This is a genomic window from Herbiconiux sp. A18JL235, assembly GCF_040939305.1.
GTDB lineage: Bacteria > Actinomycetota > Actinomycetes > Actinomycetales > Microbacteriaceae > Herbiconiux.
Map to the genome: position 1 here is coordinate 818633 of NZ_CP162511.1, position 19658 is coordinate 838290.

Annotated in this window: 21 protein-coding genes; 9 read left to right on the forward strand and 12 right to left on the reverse strand. The window is 70.9% G+C overall.

Features of this window, described 5'->3' with window-relative positions; translation table 11 throughout:
- Positions 1 to 70: 70 nt before the first annotated feature.
- From ABFY20_RS03765 to ABFY20_RS03775, 3 genes are read right to left on the reverse strand one after another with little or no spacing between them, the layout of a single operon-like run.
- The gene (locus tag ABFY20_RS03765) at positions 71 to 1243 is read right to left on the reverse strand and encodes an acetyl-CoA C-acyltransferase (RefSeq protein WP_368498614.1); all 1173 of its coding nucleotides are present in this window, start codon (positions 1241 to 1243) and stop codon (positions 71 to 73) included.
- A complete protein-coding gene (locus ABFY20_RS03770; protein WP_368498615.1) occupies positions 1240 to 1938 on the reverse strand; it encodes a CoA transferase subunit B in 699 nt (232 codons plus the stop codon). The genes ABFY20_RS03765 and ABFY20_RS03770 overlap by 4 nt, the downstream gene beginning before the upstream one ends.
- Positions 1935 to 2687 carry a CoA transferase subunit A gene (locus ABFY20_RS03775; protein WP_368498616.1) on the reverse strand — a complete coding sequence of 251 codons (753 nt, stop codon included), beginning with the start codon at positions 2685 to 2687 and terminating at the stop codon, positions 1935 to 1937. The genes ABFY20_RS03770 and ABFY20_RS03775 overlap by 4 nt, the downstream gene beginning before the upstream one ends.
- A gap of 156 nt (positions 2688 to 2843) precedes the next feature.
- Here ABFY20_RS03775 and ABFY20_RS03780 point away from each other — a divergent pair, with 156 nt between their 5' ends.
- Complete coding sequence (locus ABFY20_RS03780) at positions 2844 to 3620, forward strand: IclR family transcriptional regulator (protein WP_368498617.1); 777 nt, start codon at positions 2844 to 2846, stop codon at positions 3618 to 3620.
- Between the two features lie 150 nt (positions 3621 to 3770).
- Positions 3771 to 4700 (forward strand): TrmH family RNA methyltransferase, encoded by a 930-nt coding sequence (locus ABFY20_RS03785; protein WP_368498618.1) that lies wholly within the window; start codon positions 3771 to 3773, stop codon positions 4698 to 4700.
- A 36-nt stretch (positions 4701 to 4736) separates the two neighbouring features.
- On the opposite strand, the gene ABFY20_RS03790 is transcribed toward ABFY20_RS03785, so the two are convergent.
- The 3 genes from ABFY20_RS03790 to ABFY20_RS03800 form a co-directional block, all read right to left on the reverse strand.
- On the reverse strand, positions 4737 to 5147 hold the full coding sequence (locus ABFY20_RS03790; protein ID WP_368498619.1) for a hypothetical protein: 411 nt from the start codon (positions 5145 to 5147) through the stop codon (positions 4737 to 4739).
- A 120-nt stretch (positions 5148 to 5267) separates the two neighbouring features.
- A complete protein-coding gene (locus ABFY20_RS03795) occupies positions 5268 to 5753 on the reverse strand; it encodes a nucleoside deaminase (RefSeq protein ID WP_368498620.1) in 486 nt (161 codons plus the stop codon).
- Positions 5750 to 6682: a Ppx/GppA phosphatase family protein gene (locus ABFY20_RS03800; RefSeq protein ID WP_368498621.1), complete on the reverse strand. Its 933-nt coding sequence runs from the start codon at positions 6680 to 6682 to the stop codon at positions 5750 to 5752. The genes ABFY20_RS03795 and ABFY20_RS03800 overlap by 4 nt, the downstream gene beginning before the upstream one ends.
- A gap of 79 nt (positions 6683 to 6761) precedes the next feature.
- Between ABFY20_RS03800 and ABFY20_RS03805 the strand changes: the two genes are divergently transcribed.
- From ABFY20_RS03805 to ABFY20_RS03815, 3 genes are read left to right on the forward strand one after another with little or no spacing between them, the layout of a single operon-like run.
- Positions 6762 to 7208 carry a MaoC family dehydratase N-terminal domain-containing protein gene (locus ABFY20_RS03805; RefSeq protein WP_368498622.1) on the forward strand — a complete coding sequence of 149 codons (447 nt, stop codon included), beginning with the start codon at positions 6762 to 6764 and terminating at the stop codon, positions 7206 to 7208.
- Positions 7205 to 7681 (forward strand): MaoC family dehydratase, encoded by a 477-nt coding sequence (locus tag ABFY20_RS03810; RefSeq protein WP_368498623.1) that lies wholly within the window; start codon positions 7205 to 7207, stop codon positions 7679 to 7681. Before ABFY20_RS03805 ends, ABFY20_RS03810 begins: the two co-directional genes overlap by 4 nt.
- Positions 7678 to 8829, forward strand: coding sequence for a UDP-N-acetylmuramate dehydrogenase (locus tag ABFY20_RS03815; protein ID WP_368498624.1), 1152 nt, complete (start codon positions 7678 to 7680; stop codon positions 8827 to 8829). The genes ABFY20_RS03810 and ABFY20_RS03815 overlap by 4 nt, the downstream gene beginning before the upstream one ends.
- Positions 8830 to 8914: 85 nt before the next feature.
- Here ABFY20_RS03815 and ABFY20_RS03820 read toward each other — a convergent pair whose 3' ends face one another.
- Positions 8915 to 9559 (reverse strand): PadR family transcriptional regulator, encoded by a 645-nt coding sequence (locus ABFY20_RS03820; protein WP_368498625.1) that lies wholly within the window; start codon positions 9557 to 9559, stop codon positions 8915 to 8917.
- Between the two features lie 100 nt (positions 9560 to 9659).
- Here ABFY20_RS03820 and ABFY20_RS03825 point away from each other — a divergent pair, with 100 nt between their 5' ends.
- Positions 9660 to 10625, forward strand: a complete 966-nt coding sequence (locus ABFY20_RS03825; protein WP_368498626.1) for an ATP-binding cassette domain-containing protein — start codon at positions 9660 to 9662, stop codon at positions 10623 to 10625.
- A 3-nt stretch (positions 10626 to 10628) separates the two neighbouring features.
- Positions 10629 to 11381: an ABC transporter permease gene (locus ABFY20_RS03830; protein ID WP_368498627.1), complete on the forward strand. Its 753-nt coding sequence runs from the start codon at positions 10629 to 10631 to the stop codon at positions 11379 to 11381.
- 17 nt (positions 11382 to 11398) lie between these two features.
- On the opposite strand, the gene ABFY20_RS03835 is transcribed toward ABFY20_RS03830, so the two are convergent.
- From ABFY20_RS03835 to ABFY20_RS03850, 4 genes are read right to left on the reverse strand one after another with little or no spacing between them, the layout of a single operon-like run.
- Positions 11399 to 12025 carry a response regulator gene (locus ABFY20_RS03835; protein WP_368498628.1) on the reverse strand — a complete coding sequence of 209 codons (627 nt, stop codon included), beginning with the start codon at positions 12023 to 12025 and terminating at the stop codon, positions 11399 to 11401.
- A complete protein-coding gene (locus ABFY20_RS03840) occupies positions 12022 to 13329 on the reverse strand; it encodes a sensor histidine kinase (protein WP_368498629.1) in 1308 nt (435 codons plus the stop codon). The genes ABFY20_RS03835 and ABFY20_RS03840 overlap by 4 nt, the downstream gene beginning before the upstream one ends.
- 58 nt (positions 13330 to 13387) lie before the next feature.
- Positions 13388 to 14224, reverse strand: coding sequence for an ABC transporter permease (locus ABFY20_RS03845; protein WP_368499862.1), 837 nt, complete (start codon positions 14222 to 14224; stop codon positions 13388 to 13390).
- A gap of 47 nt (positions 14225 to 14271) precedes the next feature.
- Positions 14272 to 15273 carry an ABC transporter ATP-binding protein gene (locus ABFY20_RS03850; RefSeq protein WP_368498630.1) on the reverse strand — a complete coding sequence of 334 codons (1002 nt, stop codon included), beginning with the start codon at positions 15271 to 15273 and terminating at the stop codon, positions 14272 to 14274.
- Positions 15274 to 15443: 170 nt separating this feature from the next.
- Here ABFY20_RS03850 and ABFY20_RS03855 point away from each other — a divergent pair, with 170 nt between their 5' ends.
- Together ABFY20_RS03855 and ABFY20_RS03860 are read left to right on the forward strand one after the other, a co-directional pair.
- Positions 15444 to 16226, forward strand: a complete 783-nt coding sequence (locus ABFY20_RS03855) for an alpha/beta fold hydrolase (RefSeq protein WP_368498631.1) — start codon at positions 15444 to 15446, stop codon at positions 16224 to 16226.
- A 144-nt stretch (positions 16227 to 16370) separates the two neighbouring features.
- Positions 16371 to 17267, forward strand: coding sequence for a GyrI-like domain-containing protein (locus ABFY20_RS03860; RefSeq protein ID WP_368499863.1), 897 nt, complete (start codon positions 16371 to 16373; stop codon positions 17265 to 17267).
- A 158-nt stretch (positions 17268 to 17425) separates the two neighbouring features.
- On the opposite strand, the gene ABFY20_RS03865 is transcribed toward ABFY20_RS03860, so the two are convergent.
- Positions 17426 to 19636 (reverse strand): hypothetical protein, encoded by a 2211-nt coding sequence (locus ABFY20_RS03865; protein ID WP_368498632.1) that lies wholly within the window; start codon positions 19634 to 19636, stop codon positions 17426 to 17428.
- Positions 19637 to 19658 lie beyond the last annotated feature (22 nt).

The window sequence follows — 19658 nt, forward strand, 5'->3', positions numbered from 1 at the left end:
GTGCCGGCACCGACACCCGCGCCCGTTCTGCGGACCGCGCGCCGCGGGCGGCGCACTCCGCGGCCGCGCGCTACATCGCCTCGAGGATCACCGCCGCACCCAGCCCGCCGCCGCCGCAGATGCCTGCGGCCCCCAGCGCCCCGGGGCCCGCGGCTGCGAGCTGCCGCGCCAGCGTCCCCACGATGCGCGTTCCCGACGCGCCCACGGGGTGCCCGAGCGCGATCGCCCCGCCGTGCGCGTTCACGATGGCCGGGTCGACGCCGAGTTCGCGGGTGGAGTGCAGTGCCACCGCCGCGAAGGCCTCGTTGATCTCGATCGCGCTGAGTGCTGCCGCCTCGTGCGGTGTCTTCGCGAGGGCGGCGGCGATGGCGTTCGACGGCTGTGCGTGCAGCGACACGTCGGGCCCGGCCACGAAGGAGTGCGCGAGCACCCGTGCGATGGCCCTGATGCCCCGCGACGCGGCGGTGCTCTCGCTCATCAGCACGAGAGCGGCGGCGCCATCCGTGATCTGCGACGAGTTGCCGGCCGTGATCGTTCCGGATGCTCCGAACGCCGGCCGCAGACCGGCCAGCGACTCGGTGGTCGTGTCGGCCCGCAGTCCGTCGTCGGCGGTCACGACGGTGGAGCCGCGACGACCGGGCACCGAGACCTGCACGATCTCGCCGGCCTGGAACTCGTCCGACGCTGCCAGGCGCTGGTGCGAGGAGGCCGCCCACGCATCCTGGTCGTCGCGCGAGATCGAGAGGCCGTCGTTGTGGCTCTCGGTCGAGGCACCCATCGAGCGCTTCTCGAAGGCGTCGGTGAGGCCGTCGTGGTCGAGCAGGTCGACGAGCTCGATCGATCCGTAGCGCTTGCCTGCGCGCGAACCCGGCCAGGCGTGCGGGGCGAGCGTCATCGACTCCTGGCCGACGGCCACCACGATGTCGGCCTCGCCGGTCTCGATGAGCCGCACGCCCGACACCACGGCCTCGGTGCCCGAGAGGCAGACGGCGTTCAGAGTCATGGCGGGCACGGTGAGCGGGATGCCCGCCCCCGCCGCCGCCTGCCGCGCCGGGTTCTGGCCGGCCCCCGCCTGCAGAACCTGCCCCGCGAACACGCGGTCGACCTCGTCGGCGGCGACCCCGGCCCGCTCGAGCGCACCTCGGATGGCGACTGCACCGAGCTCGGTGGCAGGGAGGGTGGCGAACTGCCCGGTGAACTTCACGAACGGGGTGCGGGCGTAGCCCACGATGACGGCGCTCATGCCCGTGCTCCTTCGGTGTCTGCGGTGACGGCTGTGTCGACAGCGCTCACCACAGTCTCGTCGAGATCGACGTCGAATGCCGCACCGGTCTTCGCCCTCACCTCGTCGACGGTCACGCCGGGAGCTGTCGCCCGGAGCACCAGCCCGCCATCCGTGACGTCGAACACCGCGAGGTCGCTGATGATGCGGTCGACGACGCCGGCACCCGTGAGGGGCAGGTCGCATCGCTCGACGATCTTCGGCGAGCCGTCTTTGGAGACGTGGTCGGTGATGACGATCACGCGCGGGGTGCCGGCGACGAGGTCCATGGCGCCGCCCATGCCCTTCACGAGCTTGCCCGGGATGGTCCAGTTGGCGAGGTCGCCGTTGCCCGCGACCTGCAGTGCGCCGAGGATCGCCTTGGCCACGTGCCCGCCTCGGATCATGCCGAACGAGGTCGCCGAGTCGAAGTAGCTGCCGCCCTCGAGGAGTGTGACCGTCTGCTTGCCGGCGTTGATGAGGTCGGCGTCCTCCTCACCCTCGTAGGGGAACGGGCCCATGCCGAGCAGCCCGTTCTCGCTCTGCAGGGTCACGTCCACACCGGGTGGCAGGTGGTTGGCCACCAGGGTCGGGATGCCGATGCCGAGGTTCACGTACTCGCCGTCGCGCAGCTCGGCGGCGGCGATGGCGGCCATCTCGTCCCGTGTCCAGCTCATGACGCGTTCCTCTCTGTCGCTTGTGTCGCCGAGCCGCCCGGGCGGGATCCGACCGGGCGGGGCCTGACCGTGCGCTGCTCGATGTCCTTCACCCGGGGCCGTGCGGTCACGAGTCGCTGCACGAAGATGCCGGGGGTCACGACGGTGTCGGGGTCGAGCCATCCGTCGACCACCTCCTCGGCCTCGGCGATCGTCACCCGTCCCGCGGTGGCGACGAGCGGATTGAAGTTGCGGGCGGTGTGCCGGTAGACGAGGTTGCCCTCGCGGTCGGCGCGGTAGGCGTGAACGAGGGCGACGTCGGCGACGATGCCGCGTTCGAGCACGTAGCTCTCCCCGTCGAACTCGGCGAGCGGTTTGCCCTCGGCGACCGGGGTGCCGACCCCCGTCTTCGTGTAGAACCCGGCGATGCCCGCGCCGCCCGCGCGGAGGCGCTCGGCGAGAGTGCCCTGCGGCACGAACTCCACCTCGAGCTCGCCGCTGAGGTACTGCGCGGCGAAGAGCTTGTTCTCGCCCACGTACGATGCGATGACCTTGGCGACCTGCCGGTTCTCGAGCAGCACGCCGAGCCCCTTGCCGTCGACGCCCATGTTGTTCGACACGATCGTGAGGTCGGTGGCGCCGGTGTCGCGCAGCGCATCGATCAGGTCGCTCGGGTTGCCGCTCAGGCCGAAGCCCCCTACCGCGACGGTGCTGCCGTCGGTGACGGTCTCGTGCAACGCCTCGACCGCTCCGGGCCACAGTTTCGACATTCGACACCCCTTCGTGTCCACGTGGTGGTCAATTCCTCGGACACTGCGACGCTAGATCGGCAGATTTTCCCCGTCAATCGAGCGCGCATCCGTTCTCTCGCAGTGTGGGCGACGGATGCGCGTATGCTCACGATATGGACAACCCACGGCACCCAGATGGCTGAGCCGGTTCAGGGCGCCCAACTCGTCTCGCGCGTGAGCCGTGTGCTTAAGGTCGTGTCGGAGTTCCCCGACGGGGTCACGGCTGCCGCGGTGGCCCACGCGACCGGCTTCACCAGGCCCACGACGCACCGCCTGCTGTCGTCGCTCGCCGCCGAGGGCTTCGTCGACCACGACACCGCCCACGGCCGCTGGTTCCTCGGGCCCGAGCTCTACCTGCTCGGCTCGCTCGCCGCCGACCGCTACGACATCACGGATGCGGCGCGCGAGAGCGTGCGCATCCTTGCCGAGGAGACGGGCGAGAGTGCCTTCTTCTCGGCGCGGCGCGGCAACGAGACCGTGTGCCTGCTGCGCGAGGAGGGAAGCTTCCCGGTGCGGTCGTTCGTGCTGTACGAAGGGGTGCGGTTCCCGCTGGGGGTGGCGTCGGCGGGGCTCGCCATCCTGTCTTTCCTCGGTAACGACGAGATCGACGGGTATCTCGCGGCGGCGGCACCCGCACTCGAAGAGCGGTGGGGGCCGCAGCACGCGGCCGGCCCACTGCGCTCGCGCATCGCTGCGACCCGTGAGACGGGGTATGCGGTGAACCCCGCGCTCATCCTCGAGGGGAGCTGGGGCATGGGCGCCGCCGTCTTCGACGTCGCCGGCCGCCCCGCCTGGGCGCTCTCGCTCACCGGCATCGAGTCGCGCTTCCGCCCCGAACGCCGCCCCGAGCTCGGCCGCCTCCTCCTCGACCAGGCCCATGCCATCACCCGCCGCCTCAGCCCCCCGCGCTGACCCGCCCCCGGCGGGGCCGCGGGCTCGCTCCTGGTCGCGCACTGTGCTCCCGAAAGGCCGCGAGGGAGCAGTTCGTGCGACCATCTCGTGGTGCGCGCTGCCCGTCCCCGTGCCCGCGTGCTCGCGGGTGGGCGCGCCTAGACTCTGGGCGTGCCCCGCATCGATCTCCACGACCTCGGCGATGCGCGACTCGCCGACTACGCCCGCGCCACCGACGTCGCACTGAAGAACGTGCGCCGGCCTGAGGAGGGGCGCGAGCACGGGCTCTACCTCGCGGAGTCGCTGCTCGTGCTCGAGCGGGCGTTGCGCGCGGGGCATCGTCCGCGCTCGGTGCTGGCGCTCGAGAGTGCAGCCGCCGAGGCCCTCGCCGCGGTGACGGCGGCCGGGCATCCCGACACCCCCGTCTTCGTGGGCTCCGACGACCTGCTCGCCGAGCTCACCGGCTACCGCCTCCACCGCGGACTCGTCGCCTCGATGTCCCGCCCCGCACTCCGCCCCGTCGACGAGCTCCTCGCCGGCCCCACCCCCGCCACGCGCTCCGCCAGCGACACCACCCCCACCCCCGCCACCGCTGCGGCCGGCACACGCGCCACCGCCTCGCCCGACGACGCAGACGCCGGCCCGCGGTGCGTCGTCGTGGTGGAGAACGTGGTCGACCCCACGAACCTCGGCGCGATCTTCCGCTCGGCAGGGGCGATCGGGGCCGAGGCTGTGCTGGTGACGCCGCACTGCAGCGATCCGTTCTATCGCCGTGCGATCCGCGTGAGCATGGGCACGGTGCTGCAGGTGCCGTGGACGCGCACCGGCCCCTGGAACGAGCTCGCCCCTCAACTCCACGCCCGCGGCTTCCACATCGCCGCACTCGCCCTCACCCCGGATGCGGTGAGCCTCCGCGACTTCGAACGTCACCTGCCCGAGCGGGTCGCCCTGGTGCTCGGTGCCGAGGGTGACGGTCTCACTATCGAGGCGGTCGCCGCCGCCGACACCGTGGTGAGCATCCCGATGCTGCACGGCATCGACTCGCTCAACGTCGCCGCTGCGAGCGCCGTCGCGATGTGGGCCGTCTCAGGCGACCGCTGACGAGAGGCGCGTCGAGGCCCGACTGCTTCGATCGCGTCAGGGCCGACGCGTGTACTCGTAGGTCACCTTCTTCGCGAGGATGGTCACCTCGAGCACCGCCTGGTAGACCGTCTCTTCCTCGCGCTCGGCGGGTATCTCGATGCGCCCGGTCGCCGTCTCGGCGCTCGAGGTGAGGAACTGGGTGTACGCCTGCGGGTAGCTGACGTTCCAGTCGTTCGTCTCCCAGTTCACGCCGAGCACCTCGCCGAAGCCCGACCCGGTCACCACCACCTGGAACACCGTGCGGATGAAATCGCTCTCGAGCACGGTGATGTCGATCGCATCGACGAACGCCGGCGTCGGCGGTTCGGGCGACGCCGCCGCCGACGGCGCTGACGCGGCGAGCGCCACGACCGGTGCGGCCCAGGCGGCCCCGACGACGGTTCGGCGGCTGAGTTCGTTCGGCATGTGATCCCCTTCACCCTGCGACGACCCGGATCACCCGCCGGGTCGCGACGAGCGTATCCGCACCGCGCCCGGGCCGGTCGAGGCCGTAGGTACTTCTGCTGGTCGCGCGGTCGCGCCCGCCTACTCCTCCCCGATGTCCTCGTTCCACAACTCGGGCGATGCGGCGATGAAGCCCGTCATGAGCGCCACGCACTCCTCGTCGTCGAGCACGTCGACGGTCACGCCGCGGGCACGCAGGTAGTCTTCGCCGCCGTAGAAGGTGCGGTTCTCGCCCACGATCACGCGCGGGATGCCGTACAGCAGGATCGCCCCTGTGCACATGTCGCACGGCGACAGCGTCGTCACCATGGTGGCCCTGGCGTACACGGATGCGGGCAGCCGTCCCGCATTCTCCAGACAGTCGGTCTCACCGTGCAGGATGGGCGAGCCCTTCTGCACCCGGCGGTTGCGGCCCACGGCCACCACCTCGCCGTCGACGACGAGCGCCGCACCGATGGGGATGCCGCCCTCCGCGAGTCCGGCCCGCGCCTCGGCGATCGCGTGCGCGAGGTGCTCGCGATCGCGAACAGCCCCACCCGGCGCCCCCGCACCAGCGCCCCCGCTCACGCCTCGAGCCCGTCGAGATACCGCAGCAGGATCCCCTCGCGCAACGCCCACGGCGACACCTCGAGCTCCTCCACGTCGTACAGCTTCATCACCGAGTGCAGCACGATCGCTCCCGCCACGATCTGGAAGGTGCGGTCGGGGGTGATCCCGGGCAGCGACTGCCGCGCCTCGGCGGGCAGCTGACCGAGCCGGGGTATCCAGTCCTTGAGGTCGGCCCTCCGCAGCGTGCGCCGTTCGTCACCGGAGGCCGACGCCGAGCTCGAACCGGCGAGCCGCGCCAGCGACCTGATCGTCTTCGATGACCCGACCACATGCTGAAACGGCGGCATCCCTTCGAACGTCGGCAGCGCATCCGCCCTCATCACCTGGCGCGAGTGCGCCCGCAGCTCGAGCATCTGCTCGGGTGTCGGCGGGTCGGCGGGGAAGAACTGCACAGTGGTGCGCCCGGCGCCGAGCGGCAGTGACACCGCCACCTCGGGGTACTCGTCGGAGCCCGCCGCGATCTCGAGCGAACCCCCGCCGATGTCGAACAGCAGGATGTTGCCCGACGACCAGCCGTACCAGCGGCGGATGGCGAGGAAGGTGAGCCGCCCTTCGTCTTCGCCCGACAGCACGCGCAGCGCGACACCGGTCGCGGCCTCGATCTGGGCGAGCACCTCGGCTCCGTTGCGAGCCTCCCGCAGCGCCGAGGTGGCCATCGGCAGCAGCTCGTCGATGCCCTCGCGCCGCGCGACCTCCATCGCCGCCGAGATGGCGTCGACGATCGCGGTGACGCCCTCGCGGCTGATGCCGCCGTCGGGTTCGAGGTAGCGCATGAGCCGCAGCACCGACTTGTGATCGGCTGCCGGCACCGGCCGGGCCCCGGGGTGGGCGTCGACCACCACCAGATGGACGGTGTTGGATCCCACGTCGAGCACTCCGAGTCGCACGCTCCGACCCTACCGGTCCGCCCGGTTCCGGATGCACGCCTCCGCGCCCGCTGGCGACCCACCTCCGTAGACTGGTCGCGTGGCAGTGAATCAAGACCTGGTCGGGCGCGAGTTCGACAAGACGACCCCGTACCTGGTGGGCCGCGAGAAGGTGCGCGAGTTCTCGCGCGCGGTCTTCGCCTCGAGCCCCGTCAACCTGAGCGTCGAGGCGGCCCGCGACGCGGGCTACGCCGACGTCGTGGCACCTCCCACCTTCGCCATCGTCGTGCAGCAGCTCACCCTCGACCAGCTGTTCGCCGTCGACGACGCGGGCATCGAGCTCACCCATGTGGTGCACGGCGCGCAGCAGTTCAGCTACTCGCGGCCGATCGTGGCGGGCGACGAGCTCACCGCCCAGCTCGCGGTGACGAGCATCAAGACGCTGGGCGCCAACGCCATGCTCACCGCCGAGACAGCGATCCACGACGCAGCAGGCGAGCACGTGGTCACCGCGACCTCGACGCTCGTGGTGAGGGGAGACGCATGAGCATCGAAGACCGCTTGGCCACCGCCGAGGCCGTCGCCGAGGCGGCGGGCGGCGACGCCACCGTGCAGGTGTTCACCGTGGGCGAGGTCGTCGCCGAGGCGCGGTACCCGCTCACCCGAGAGTCTCTGGTGCGCTACGCGGGCGCCTCGGGCGACTTCAACGCCATCCACTACCGCGACGACGTGGCGGCCGAGGTGGGGCTCCCTGGCGTGCTCGCCCACGGGATGCTCACCATGGGCCTCGCCGTGCAACCGGTCGTGGAGTGGTTGGGCGATCCCTCTCGGGTGCTCGACTACCAGGTGAAGTTCACCCGTCCGGTCGTGGTCGACCCCACCGCGGGCGCCGAGATCGCCGTCTCGGCGAAGATCGCTCAGCTCGATGAGGAGGCGGGTACGGCCCGCATCGACCTCACCGTCACCGTCGACGACGCCGCTGTGCTCGGCAAGGCGCAGGTGCGCGTCAGGCTGCCGTGACAGCAGTCGAGTTCGACGCGCCGCTGGCGCCCTTCACCACGCTGCGGGTCGGAGGCCCGGCGGCTCGACTGGTGACCGCACGCAGTGAGCAGGAGCTGCTCGACGTCGCCCGCGAGACCTGGGCCGATGGGGGCGACTGGCTGGTGCTCGGCGGCGGCTCGAACGTCGTCGTCGCCGACGAGGGCTTCGAGGGTACCGTCATCCGCGTGGCCACCGAGGGCGTCGCGCCCGTGATGGCGAAGGTCGGCGCGGTGCGTGTGCGCGTGCAGGCGGGTCATTCGTGGGACGCCTTCGTCGCCCACACCGTCGAACAGGGTTGGAGCGGTGTCGAGGCCCTGTCGGGCATCCCCGGTTCGGTGGGCGCGGCACCGATCCAGAACATCGGCGCCTACGGCCAGGAGGTCGCCGACAGCATCGTCTCGCTCGACTTCCTCGACGCCGCCACGGGCGAGGTGCGGCGCATGCCGGTCGGCGAGCTCGAGCTCGACTACCGCTCCTCCGTGTTCAAGCGGGGGCTGCGAGGTGTCGTGCTCTCGGTCACCTTCGAGCTGCGCGACTCCGGGCCGGATGCGCTGAGTGCGCCGGTGCGGTACGCCCAGCTCGCGAAGGCGCTCGGTGTCGAACTCGGCGACAGCCTGCCCTTGGCCGAGGTGCGCCGTGCGGTGCTGTGGCTGCGCGCCTCGAAGGGCATGGTGCTCGACGCAGCCGACGCCGATTCGGTGAGTGCGGGGTCGTTCTTCACCAACCCGATCGTCACCGAGTCGTTCGCCCGATCGCTGCCCTCCGAGGCGCCGCGCTGGCAGATCGAACCCGAGGAGCCCGATCTCGTCATCGCACTCGAACCCGAAGGAGACCAGGGCACCGGCGCCGCGCTCGCCGACGACCGGGGCGCCCTGCCCGCCGAGTACCACGTGAAGCTCAGTGCCGCGTGGCTCATCGAGCACGCGGGCATCGGCAAGGGCTTCTCATTGCCCGGCTCGACCGCCGCCATCTCGTCGAAGCACACGCTCGCGCTCGTCAACCGCTCCGGCGAGGCGGGAACCGCCGCCGACGTGGCGCAGCTCGCCCGCTTCGTGCAGGCGCGGGTGCAGAGCGAGTTCGGGGTGCTGCTGCAGCCGGAGCCCGTGTTCGTGGGTCACTCGCTCTGATCGTTCCGCCCGAGCACCTACGACCTGAGCCCTGAGCGCCTTGGTCTGAGCCGCGAGCCCCTGCGCCCCGAGCGCGGAGGGCCGCTCAGCCCTCCAGCTGCTCCCGGTAGTGCTGTGACTCCCGCACCATCTGCCACCCGGCGTCGTTCTCGGGCGGAGACCACTCGAAGCCCTCCCCGTCGAAGGCCAGCGCTCCGCTTTCGAGGGCGCCGATGTACTCGGCAAGCCAGGCGCGCTCGGTCTCCACCATCCGCAGCTCGAGCTCGAGGCTGTGTGAGACGTGCGGCGGAGCGAGGCCGCGCGCCACGAACGCGATGCGCTCGAGCAGAGCCGCGCTCGTGTCGGACGAGCGGCGCTCGCGCTCACGCAGGGCGTCGAGCATGTCGGCGCGGGAGATGAGGGGTGCGAGGCTCAAGACGACCCTGAACGCCGAGGGATCCATGGCGTTCACCGTCACCGTCGCTTCGCGCAGCAGTGCCTGCAATTCGGCCTTGCCCGCATCCGTCACCGTGTAGACCGCCACGTCGCGCTCGCCCTCCCGCAGGTCGTGGCGTTCGAGCAGTCCCTGCTTGGTGAAGGTGGCGAGCATGGAGTAGATGGAGCCGGGCCGGATGTGCGCCCAGTCCTCCACACCCCACGACAGCAGTTCGCGCCGCAACTGGTACCCGTTGGCGGGCTCGAAGATGCTCGCGACGCCGAGCAGCAGGGCGCGGGTGGTGAGCGTGGCCATGCGCCGAGTATATGAGCGCGCATCGATCAGCAACTCAGCATTGACAGGATGTGTTCAAGTTTGAATAATGGTGCTGGTCAAGTCGAGCAGGGGAGTCCATGTGATCCACGCACGAGGTCTTGCGCGCACCTTCGAGGGACGCGGTCGGGGCAAGCAGAAAGACGAGGTGAAAGCCGTCGCCGGGGTCGACATCGACGTCGACGAGGGGGAGATCGTCGGGTTCCTCGGCCCGAACGGCGCAGGCAAGACGACGACGCTGCGCATGCTCACCACGCTGCTGAAGCCCACTGCGGGCTCGGCGACCGTGGCCGGCTACGACGTCGCCACCGAGTCGCAGCAGGTGCGGCGCAGCATCGGGTACGTCTCGCAGAGCGGCTCCACCTCACCCGAGGCCCGGGCGGGCGAGGAGATCATCGACCACGGGATGCTCTACGGCATCAGCCAGCGCCGAGCCGAGGCGCGCGGGCGCGAGCTGTTCGGCCAGCTCGACCTCGACGGGCTCTGGGAGCGCAAGCCGCAGGCCATGTCGGGCGGGCAGCGCCGGCGGCTCGACATCGCGATGGGTCTCGTCCACGACCCGAAGCTCGTCTTCCTCGACGAGCCGACGACGGGCCTCGACCCGCAGGCCAGGGCCAACCTGTGGACCCACATCTCCGATCTGCGCACGAACCTCGGCTCGACCGTCTTCCTCACCACCCACTACCTCGACGAGGCTGATGCGCTGTGCGACCGCATCCTCGTCATCGACCACGGCTCCATCGTGGCGAGCGACACCCCCGATGCGTTGAAGCGGCAGGTGGCGGGCGACCTCGTGCAGCTCGTCGTCGCCGACCCCGCCCACGGTGCGGCGGCGGCCGAGCTGCTCGGGCGCATCGCCGACGCCGAGCTGGTGGCCGATGGAGCCTCGGTCAGCGCCCGCGTGCGCGGAGCGGGTCACGAGGTCGCGGGCCTCATCCGTGCCCTCGATGCCGCGGGCATCGCCCTGGAGTCGATCGAGGTGCGCCGGCCCACCCTCGACGACGTCTTCCTCGACCTCACCGGCCGCTCTTTGAGAGAGGATGCGTAGCCCATGTTCTGGCGCGACACCTTCATCGTCTTCCGGCGGCAGCTGCGGCTGGCGCTGCGGAACCCCGCGTGGGTCATCATCGGGCTGGTGCAGCCCATTCTCTACCTGTGCCTGTTCGGCCCCCTGCTCGAGCCGCTCGCGGGAACGCTCGGCGCGCAGAACGCGTACACCCTCTTCGTGCCCGGGCTGCTGGTGCAGCTCGGCTTGTTCGGGGCGCTGTTCGCGGGCTTCGGGCTCATCGCCGAGTGGCGGGCGGGGGTCATCGAGGCCGAGCGGGTCACGCCGGCGAGCCGCACCGCGCTGCTGCTCGGGCGCATCCTCCGCGACGTGCTGCAGCTGTTCGTGCAGGGGCTCGTGCTGGTGGGGCTCGCCTTCGCGTTCGGGCTCACCGGGTCGATCCCCGGTATGGTCGTCGGGCTCCTGCTCACCGTGCTGCTCGGAGCAGCCTGCGCCGCGGCCTCGAACGCCCTCGCCCTCACCACCAAGAGCGAAGACGTGATGGCCCCCGTCATCAACAGCATCGCGCTGCCCGTGCTGCTGCTCTCGGGCATCCTGCTGCCGATGACCATCGGGCCGGAGTGGCTGCAGGTGGTCTCCGACTTCATGCCGACGAAGTACATCGTGAACGCCATCCGCGAACTGTTCATCGGCAACCTGTTCACGATCACCACGATGTGGGGCGTGATCTGGACGATCGTGCTCTTCGCCCTGGGCCTGTGGGTGGGCACCCGCACCTTCCGCAAAGAGAACGCGTAGGGCTGCTCGCTCCCGCCTCAGAGCAGCCGCAGCTCCATCGCGCGCGTCACAGCACGAGTGCGGTCGGAGACCTCGAGCTTCTCGAACACGTGCTGCAGATGCGTCTTCACCGTCGCCTCTCCGATGAACAGGGTGCGCCCGATCTCGGGATTGCTGCGCCCCTGCGCGACGAGCCGCAGCACGTCGAGCTCACGCGGGCTCAGCGATGGGGGAGAAGCGGGGGCATCGCGCATCCGCTGCACCAGCTTCGTGGCGATGCTGGGCGCGAGCACCGTCTGCCCGTCGGCGACGCCGCGCACCCCCGCGATGATCTCCTCCTGGGGCGCGGCCTTCAGCAGGTACCCGCTCGCTCCCGCCTCGATGGAGTCGAGGATGTGGTCGTCGCTCTCATAGGTGGTGAGCACGAGCACCCGGATGCCGGGGTCGGCAGCGATGATGCGCGCCGTCGCCTGCGAGCCGTCGAGCCCGGGCAGACGCAAGTCCATCAACACGACGTCGGGTTGCAGCTCGGCCGCCCGCTCCACGGCGGCGAGGCCGTCGGAGGCCTCCCCGGCGACCTCGATGCCGGGAGCCTGCTCGAGCAGCGCGACGATGCCGCCGCGCACGATGGGGTGGTCGTCGACCACCAGGACCCGGATGCTCATGCCTCGTCCGTTCTGTCGGGGTCGGTTCGGTGGGTGGGGGCGAGGGTGCTGACGGCGGTGTCGTCGACGCGGGCGCCCGGTGCGGCTCGGTCGGTGGCGGAGTCGGTGGAGTCGGTGGCGTCGGCGTTGCTCCCCGTCCGCACCGTGGCGACGAGTTCGGTGCCGCCCTGGGCGAGAGCCGTGACCTGCAGTCCGCCCGACACCATCGACAGCCGCTGACGCATGCCGTCGAGGCCGAAGCCGCCGGGGTCGGTGCGCAGGGTGGCGGAGTCGGCGATGCCGACGCCGATGCCGACGCCGTCGTCGGCGACCACGAGTTCGAGGTCGCCCCCCACGCCCTCCGGTCGCCGCAGCGCCAGGCGCGCGTGTGTGGCGCGCGAGTGCTTGCGCACGTTGGCGAGAGCCTCCTGCGCGCAGCGCAGCAGCACGACCTGGAGGTCGCGCGGAACGGTTCCCACCTCGTCGATCTCGGTGGAGATGACGATGCCGGTCTCCCGCTCGAAACCACGGGCGAGCCGGTGGAGCGCGAGGGCGAGCCCACCCTCCACCTCGACCGGCGCCGTGGCGGCGACGAGCACTCGCGTCTCGGTGAGTGCGTCGCGCGCCACCTCCTCGATGAGTGCGAGGTCGCTTCTCACCGCCTCCCGATCGTCACCGCGGGTGAGCCCCCGCTGTGCGAGCATGACCACGCTGGTGAGGTTCTGGGCGATCGTGTCGTGGAGCTCCAGGGCGAGCCGCTCGCGCTCGGCGCCCGCTCCCGCCTCGTGGTGCAGCGCCGCCAACTGCCGCTGTGCCACCGTGAGCTCGGTCAGCAACCGCGACTTCTCCTCGCTCTTGCGCATCTCGAGCGTGAACCACACCCCGATGCCCACGCCGAGGCCGAGCGAGATGCCCTCGATCACCACCGCCTGCATGAGGGCGTCGAGCCCTCCGCCGAAGCAGATGTAGAAACCCAGTCCTACCGCGACGGCGAGCACGACGTTCACGAGGATGGGCCGCAGGAGCGGCTCGTCGTCGACCAGCACCCAGATGAGCGGGTAGGCGATGGCCTGCAGCACGGCCATGTTCGGGGAGAGTGCCGTGCCGACGGCGGTGAGCACGAACAGCGCGACGAGCAACGGGATGCGCCAGCGGTTCTCGGTGAGCCCACGCCGTCCGACGGTGTAGAAGAACAGCGCGAAGGCGCCGAGCAGCCCGATTGCCGCCGGGGTCGCCCACGGCACGGCCGTCGCGGTGATCGAGACCAGCCCGGTGACGAGCACCAGAACCCCGCCCACGACGATCTGCCACCAGCGCGGGTTCATGAGCCCACCCTAGCCAGTGGGGATTCGTGTCTTCGCCGCCCGGGCGCGCATCCGCTCGTCATGCGTCTTTCCTGATCCAGCGGAAGGTGGCGCGGCAGACCACGACCCCGGCCACGAGCCAGACGCCGAGCACGATGGCCACACCGAGGAGGTTCCAGCTGCCGCCCTGCTCGGCGGCCGCGAAGGAGTCGGGCAGGAAGGCCGCGCGCATGCCCTGGGCGATCCACTTGAGCGGGAAGATGCTCGCCACCGTCTGCAGCCAGCCGGGCAGCATCGTGAAGCCGAGGAAGACGCCCGAGATGAACTGCAGCACCAGCAGCGGCGGGATGATGACTGCTGTCGCGCTCTTGCCGGTGCGGGGCAGGCGGGAGATGGCGATGCCGAGCACGGCCGAGGTGGTGATGCCGAGCAGGTACACCCACGCGAAGGTGAGCCAGCTGCCCGCATCGCCCGGCAGCTCGACCCCGAACGCGACGCGAGCGAGCAGCAGCAGGAGCGCGACCTGAGCGAGCGAGGTCACCAGCACCTGGCCCATCTTGCCGAGGAAGTACGACAGCACGGGCATGGGGGTGCCGGCGAGACGTTTGAGGGTGCCGTCGCCGCGTTCGATGGCGATGTCGACGCCGAGGTTCTGCACCCCGCTCAGCAGGATGCCGGCCGCGATCATGCCCGGCAGATAGTACGCGGCCTGCGAGAGGGCGGCGGAGCCGTCGGGGCTCCGCACCTCGCCCAGGCCGTCGAAGGCGACCGAGAAGATACCGAGCAGCACGACCGGGAAGAGGAAGGTGAAGAACACGGTGTCGCCGGCACGAAAGTAGACGGTGACCTCGTAGGCGATGCGCTTCAGGCCGATGCGGAGGGTGCGGAGGGGGCCGAAGTGGGCGGGGGTGGCCATGGGGGTGGGGGCGGCTGTCGTGCTCGTGCTCGTGCTCGCGGGGGTGGTCATCCGGCGGCGCTCCCCTCCGGGGTCGTGGCTTCTGCGGTGGGGGACTGTGGGGCGGCGCCTTGCGGGGCGGCGTCGTGTGGGGCGGTGCCCTGCGGGATGGTGCCCTGCGGGTCGGTGCCCTGCGGGTCGGGCCGCTCTGCGGCGGCGACGAGGTCGAGGTAGATGTCTTCGAGGGAGGGGCGCACGATCTCGAGACCGTCGGGTTCGGTGCTGCCGCCCCGCTCGGCGATCAGCCGGCTCACCAGGAGGCCCGGGTTCTCGGTGCGTTCTTCGTGCGTCCGGTCGCCGTCGCGCCAGCGCACGATCGGCACGCGCGCTTCGGCGGGGCCGAGGGCGCCCACCGGGCCGATGTCGACCAGCCTGCCGCCAACGATGACCGCCGCGCGATCGCTGAGCTGCGCCGCCTCGTCGAGATAGTGCGTGGTGAGCAGGATCGTCGTTCCCGACTGCGCCAGCGACCTGATGAGCACCCAGAACTGGCGCCTGGCTTCGGGATCGAACCCGGTGGTGGGCTCGTCGAGGAACAGCAGCTCGGGGTTGCCGACGATGCCGAGCGCGACATCGACACGGCGTCGCTGGCCTCCGGAGAGCGAACGGATGCGCGCCCCGGCCTTCTCGTCCAGCCCTACGGCGGCGATCACCTCGTCGACGTCGCGCGGATTCGGGTAGAGGCCGGCGAAGTGCTTGATCTGCTCGCGCACGCTGAGGTTGGCGCTCTCGCCCGACTGCTGCAACACGATGCCGAGACGGGCCTTCCAGGGGAGCTTGCCGTGCTGCGGGTCGGTGCCGAGCACGCTCACCTCGCCGCCGGTGCGGTCGCGATAGCCCTCGAGAATCTCGACTGTCGTGCTCTTGCCGGCGCCGTTCGGGCCGAGGAGGGCGAAGGTCTCGCCGTGCGCGATGTCGAAGGAGACATCGTCGACGGCGGTGAAGGAGCCGTAGCGCTTCTGGAGGCCGCGGACGCTGACGGCGGTGCCGGAGGCTGAGGTGGATCCCATGACATCATCGTCGCGAGTGGCGGGCCGCACCACCAGCGGTCGCCGGGGGGACAGTGCGGTCCGCCGGTCGGGGGATGGCGGGCGGCGTTGCAGCTTCATTGAACGGGCTCCGCACCCGCCCCGACCGCCGCGCTGTGATGTATTCTCATGTATAGAAGTGAGGTGAGATCATGTTTGCACGACTGCGCGAACGTCAAACCCCGGCGCGGCTGCTCAATGTCGCGGTCGACGTGGGGTCGGGCCCGGTTGTCATCCTGCTGCACGGCATCGCGTCGTCGTCGGCGAGCTGGCGGGGCATCGTGCCGCTGCTGTCACCGCTGTACCGGGTGATCGCCATCGATCTCCTCGGGTTCGGCGGGTCGCGCGCCGGTGATGCCGCGAGCTTCACGCTCGACGAGCACGTGCAGGCGCTGCACAAGACGGTTCGGTCGCTGCGGTTGCGCGGGCAGTTCACGCTCGTGGGGCACAGCCTGGGCGGTCTGATCGCTGCCCGCTACGCGGCGGTGCATCGCAAGGAACTCTCGCATCTCGTGCTCGTCTCCCCACCCATCTACCCGCACCGTCGCTACATCGACGAGCTCGGGCAGCGGCTGCGCGTGGGCGGGTATCTGTGGTTCTACCGCTTCGTGCGCGGCAACCAGCTCACCATCGTCAGCAACGTCGGCCGGTTCTCGCGCTGGATGCCGAACGGGTCCCTCAAGATCGACGACGAGTCCTGGGCGGCCTTCTCGCTCTCGATGCAGCACTGCATCGAGACGCAGACCACCATGACCGATCTCGCCCAGGTCTCCGTGCCGATCGACGTCGTCTACGGCGCTCGCGACCAGGTCATCGTGCCCGCCACGATCGAACGCCTCGGTTCCATGCACCACGTCGGCCTCCACCAGGTGCCGCGGGCCGACCACCTCATCCGCGAGCCCCTCGCCCGCGAGGTCGCCCGCCTCATCCGCTGACGCCGCGCGCTGCGCGCCCCGCGCTACCCCGCTACCCGCTCCGCGGGCCTCGTCTCGGTAGTGAGCACAGCGACGATCCGATCGGACCGCGATAGTAGGGTGCCGGTCGTGACGACCCGGAAGGGTGGGTGTCGAAGGAGGCGCATGATCGCGGAGTTGAACCGGCTGATCGAGCTGATCGAGGATCGCCTGACCGACGACCTCGACGTGGCGTCGTTGGCGAGTCGGCTCGGCACGACGGAGTACCACCTCAGGCGGATGTTCTCGTCGCTCGCCGGGATGTCGCTATCGGAGTACATCCGGCGTCGTCGCATGTCGGTCGCGGCTGCCGACATCCTCGGCGGCGGGGACCTGTTGGGTATCGCGGTGCGCTACGGCTACGGGTCGACCGAGGCCTTCGGCCGGGCGTTCCGGTCGGTGCACGGTCTCAGCATCGGTGACGTCAAGCGAAACGGCGGCCCCCTTCGACAGCAATCGCAGCTCAGGTTCCGCCTGACCGTAGAAGGGAACATCACCATGGAGACCCGCATCACCGACCGACCGGCGTTCCGGCTCGTCGGGCACGCCGCTACCGTGCCGCTCATCCACGAGGGCATCAATCCGCACATCCAAGCGCACATCGCCTCGCTGCCGACGACGGAGCACTCACGCTTGAAGGCCCTGAGCGACGACGAACCGGCTGGTCTGCTCCAAGTCACCGCCGATGTCGACCCCGACTACGCCGAGGGCAGCGAACTGACCTACCTGCACGGTGTTGCAGTCGCAGACACGACCCCGGTGGACGATGATCTCGACACGATCGAGGTTCCGGCCGGCACCTGGGCGATCTTCCGCACCGAGGGCGAGTACCCGGCCGCGCTGCAGAAGGTGTGGGCGGCGACCGCGACCGACTGGTTTCCGTCCAACCCTTGGCGGCTCCGGCCGGGTCCGTCCATCGTCGCGATTCTCGACCGAGCCGACGACTTCAGCACCGCCATCACCGAGTTGTGGCTACCGATCGAGCGCGCCGCGGGGGATGCGTCACACGCGTCGTCGAGGTAGCACGAAGTGCTGGAATGGCGCCACTTGGCGCATTGAGCGCGACAGAACTCTGTGGTGAGTTCGCGACAGACGTCGCAGGTGAACGGGTCTGGGTTCTCGAAGTTCTGGGTCTCGAGGGTCCGGGTTCTCGAAGCTCCGGGTTCTCGAAGGCTGGTGGGTCAGCGCACGGGTTCGGGGGTGTCGCGGGAGGCCGAGTGCGAGGGCGGGGTGGAGTTGCCGGTGTGGGCGGGAGCGGGGCGTTCGGGTACGAAGGTGAAGTAGGCCCAGATGGCGAGGCTGAGAAGGGTGACGGCGGCGGCGATGAGGGCCCAGCGGAGGAGATCGCCGGCCACCGCATCCCAAGCGTCGCGGTCGGGCGCGACGATGAAGGCGAAGGTGGTGACCGCGGCCAGGGTGCAGGCCGCCCAGGAGCGGGGGAGGGCCCGCCGCAGCTCATGGCCGTCGAGGAAACGCAGCGGCAACAGCGACACCACGGGCCCGGTGAGCGCCGCCGTCGCCACGACGGTCAGCACGTCGGCGGCGGCCGCGGCGCCGCCCACGAGGGCGACGAGAGGCGTCGGCGGCGGCACCGAGTCGGCGGAGACCGACGACATCGCACCGGCGAGGTCGCGCAGCGACCCGCTGAGGAGCCACGCGCCGACTCCGGTGACCAGGCAGGCCACGACTCCGGCGCGAAGTGCCCGCGCCGTGCTCGACCGGCTGAGGCCGGGCGCGAGCGTCACGCCCACGACGAGTCCGAACACGAACCCGGGCGCCACACCGCCGAGCCGCGATGCGACAACGGTGAGTGTGGTCAGCGGCAGCAGCCAGAGCTGCGCCTCGAACCCGCCGTGCGCACGGGTTCCCGGACGCCCCGCGAAGAGGAGTGCGACGAATCCGGGCACGAGACACACGATCGCGCTTGCCGCGAGAAACACGATGAACAAGTGCAGACCCGCCGGGCCCGTGAAGGCTCCGGGCACGACCGCGGCGCCCATGGCTGCGCCTGCGATCAGTGTGCCGGCAACTCCCAGCCGGCGTGTGAGGTGTCGGTTGGGCTCAGGTGCGGCAGGCTGCTCGTCGACCGAAGTCCGCCTCGCGCCCCGGGTGGCGAAGACCTGCGCGAGACGCCGAACGGGTGCTGAGCGACGGATGCGGGCACGGTTGGCCGCTAGGGTCGACTCCAGGATGCCGCCAGGGAGCAGCACAAGCAGGATCACCCCGAGTGCGCCCACCGCCGCCCGTGCGTGGTCCCCCAGCGACCTCGACCCGAGTTCTGTGAGACTGGGGAGCGCAGCAAGGCCCTCCGGTGGGGCCGTCGCGGCCTTCACGGGCTGTGCTGCCGCCCCACGCTCGTCGCCCGACCGCGCGAGCAGCGAACCGTCTCCGAGGGGAGTCTCCAGCGGGGCCCCGTTCGCCCCCGGGCGGACCGGAGGCGCTTCTGCCGACCGCTGCGCGGGCGCACCACCCGAGGCCGTGCCGTCGTCGCCGCCGAGTTCGTGCGTCTCGTTCGCCTGGTCGTCGCCCGACGGCTCCGCCGCGCTCGAGGGGGAGACGGTCGCCGGCGTCGCCGCTTCCGGCGACGGGGTGGCGCGGGGCGACGCAGACGGGGAGGGTGTCGTCGTGGGAGACGGACTCGGGGACGGAGTCGCCGACGGCGACGGCGACGGACCGGGCGTCGGCGGAGGTGTCGGAATGAACGGCACCTCGTCGACGACGAACTGCACCGGCGCGCTCGCCGCGGGATACCCCGGAGCCGCCGCATAGGCCTGCGCCGCGACCAAGCGGAACGGTCCCGCACCGGCCGGCACGCCGGCCAGCACGCACTCCCACCGCCCCGACGCGTCGACGGTGGTGGAGCACCCCGACGCGTCGTCGAAGGCCACCGCCAGGAGTGCTCCCGGGTGCCCGCCCCCGCCGACCGTCTGCGTGGGCGTGTCGGACGAGATCGTCGACGTGAGCACCCCGGGATGGCCCGGGTCGCCGTCGATGGTCGGCGCGTGGAGCACGCCGAAGGCGAGGGCGGAGCTGTCCGTTCCGTTGCTCACGGTGGCGGGCCCCTCGAAGTCGGGCGGATCGACGAGAGTGCAGTTCCAGCTCTCGTCGGCCAGCGCGGTCGTCTCGCAGAGTTCCGCGAGGTCGCCCTCGACGGAAGCAGTCACCCTGATGGTGCTTCCGGCGTCGTCGGAGCCGGCGAGTTCGATCTCGACACCCGCAGCACCCGCCGCCAGGGCGACGACCGAGCCCGCAGGGGGTGAGACCGACACCAGGGGCGCAGCAGCGCGCGCCGACGGTGTGCTCGTCGCCGGTGCCATCAGCCAGACCGCACCGACCAGCACACTCGCGCACACAGCCGCCCCGAGCATCCGGAGCCACCCATGCCTGAACATGAGCGAAACTCTACCGAGTCAA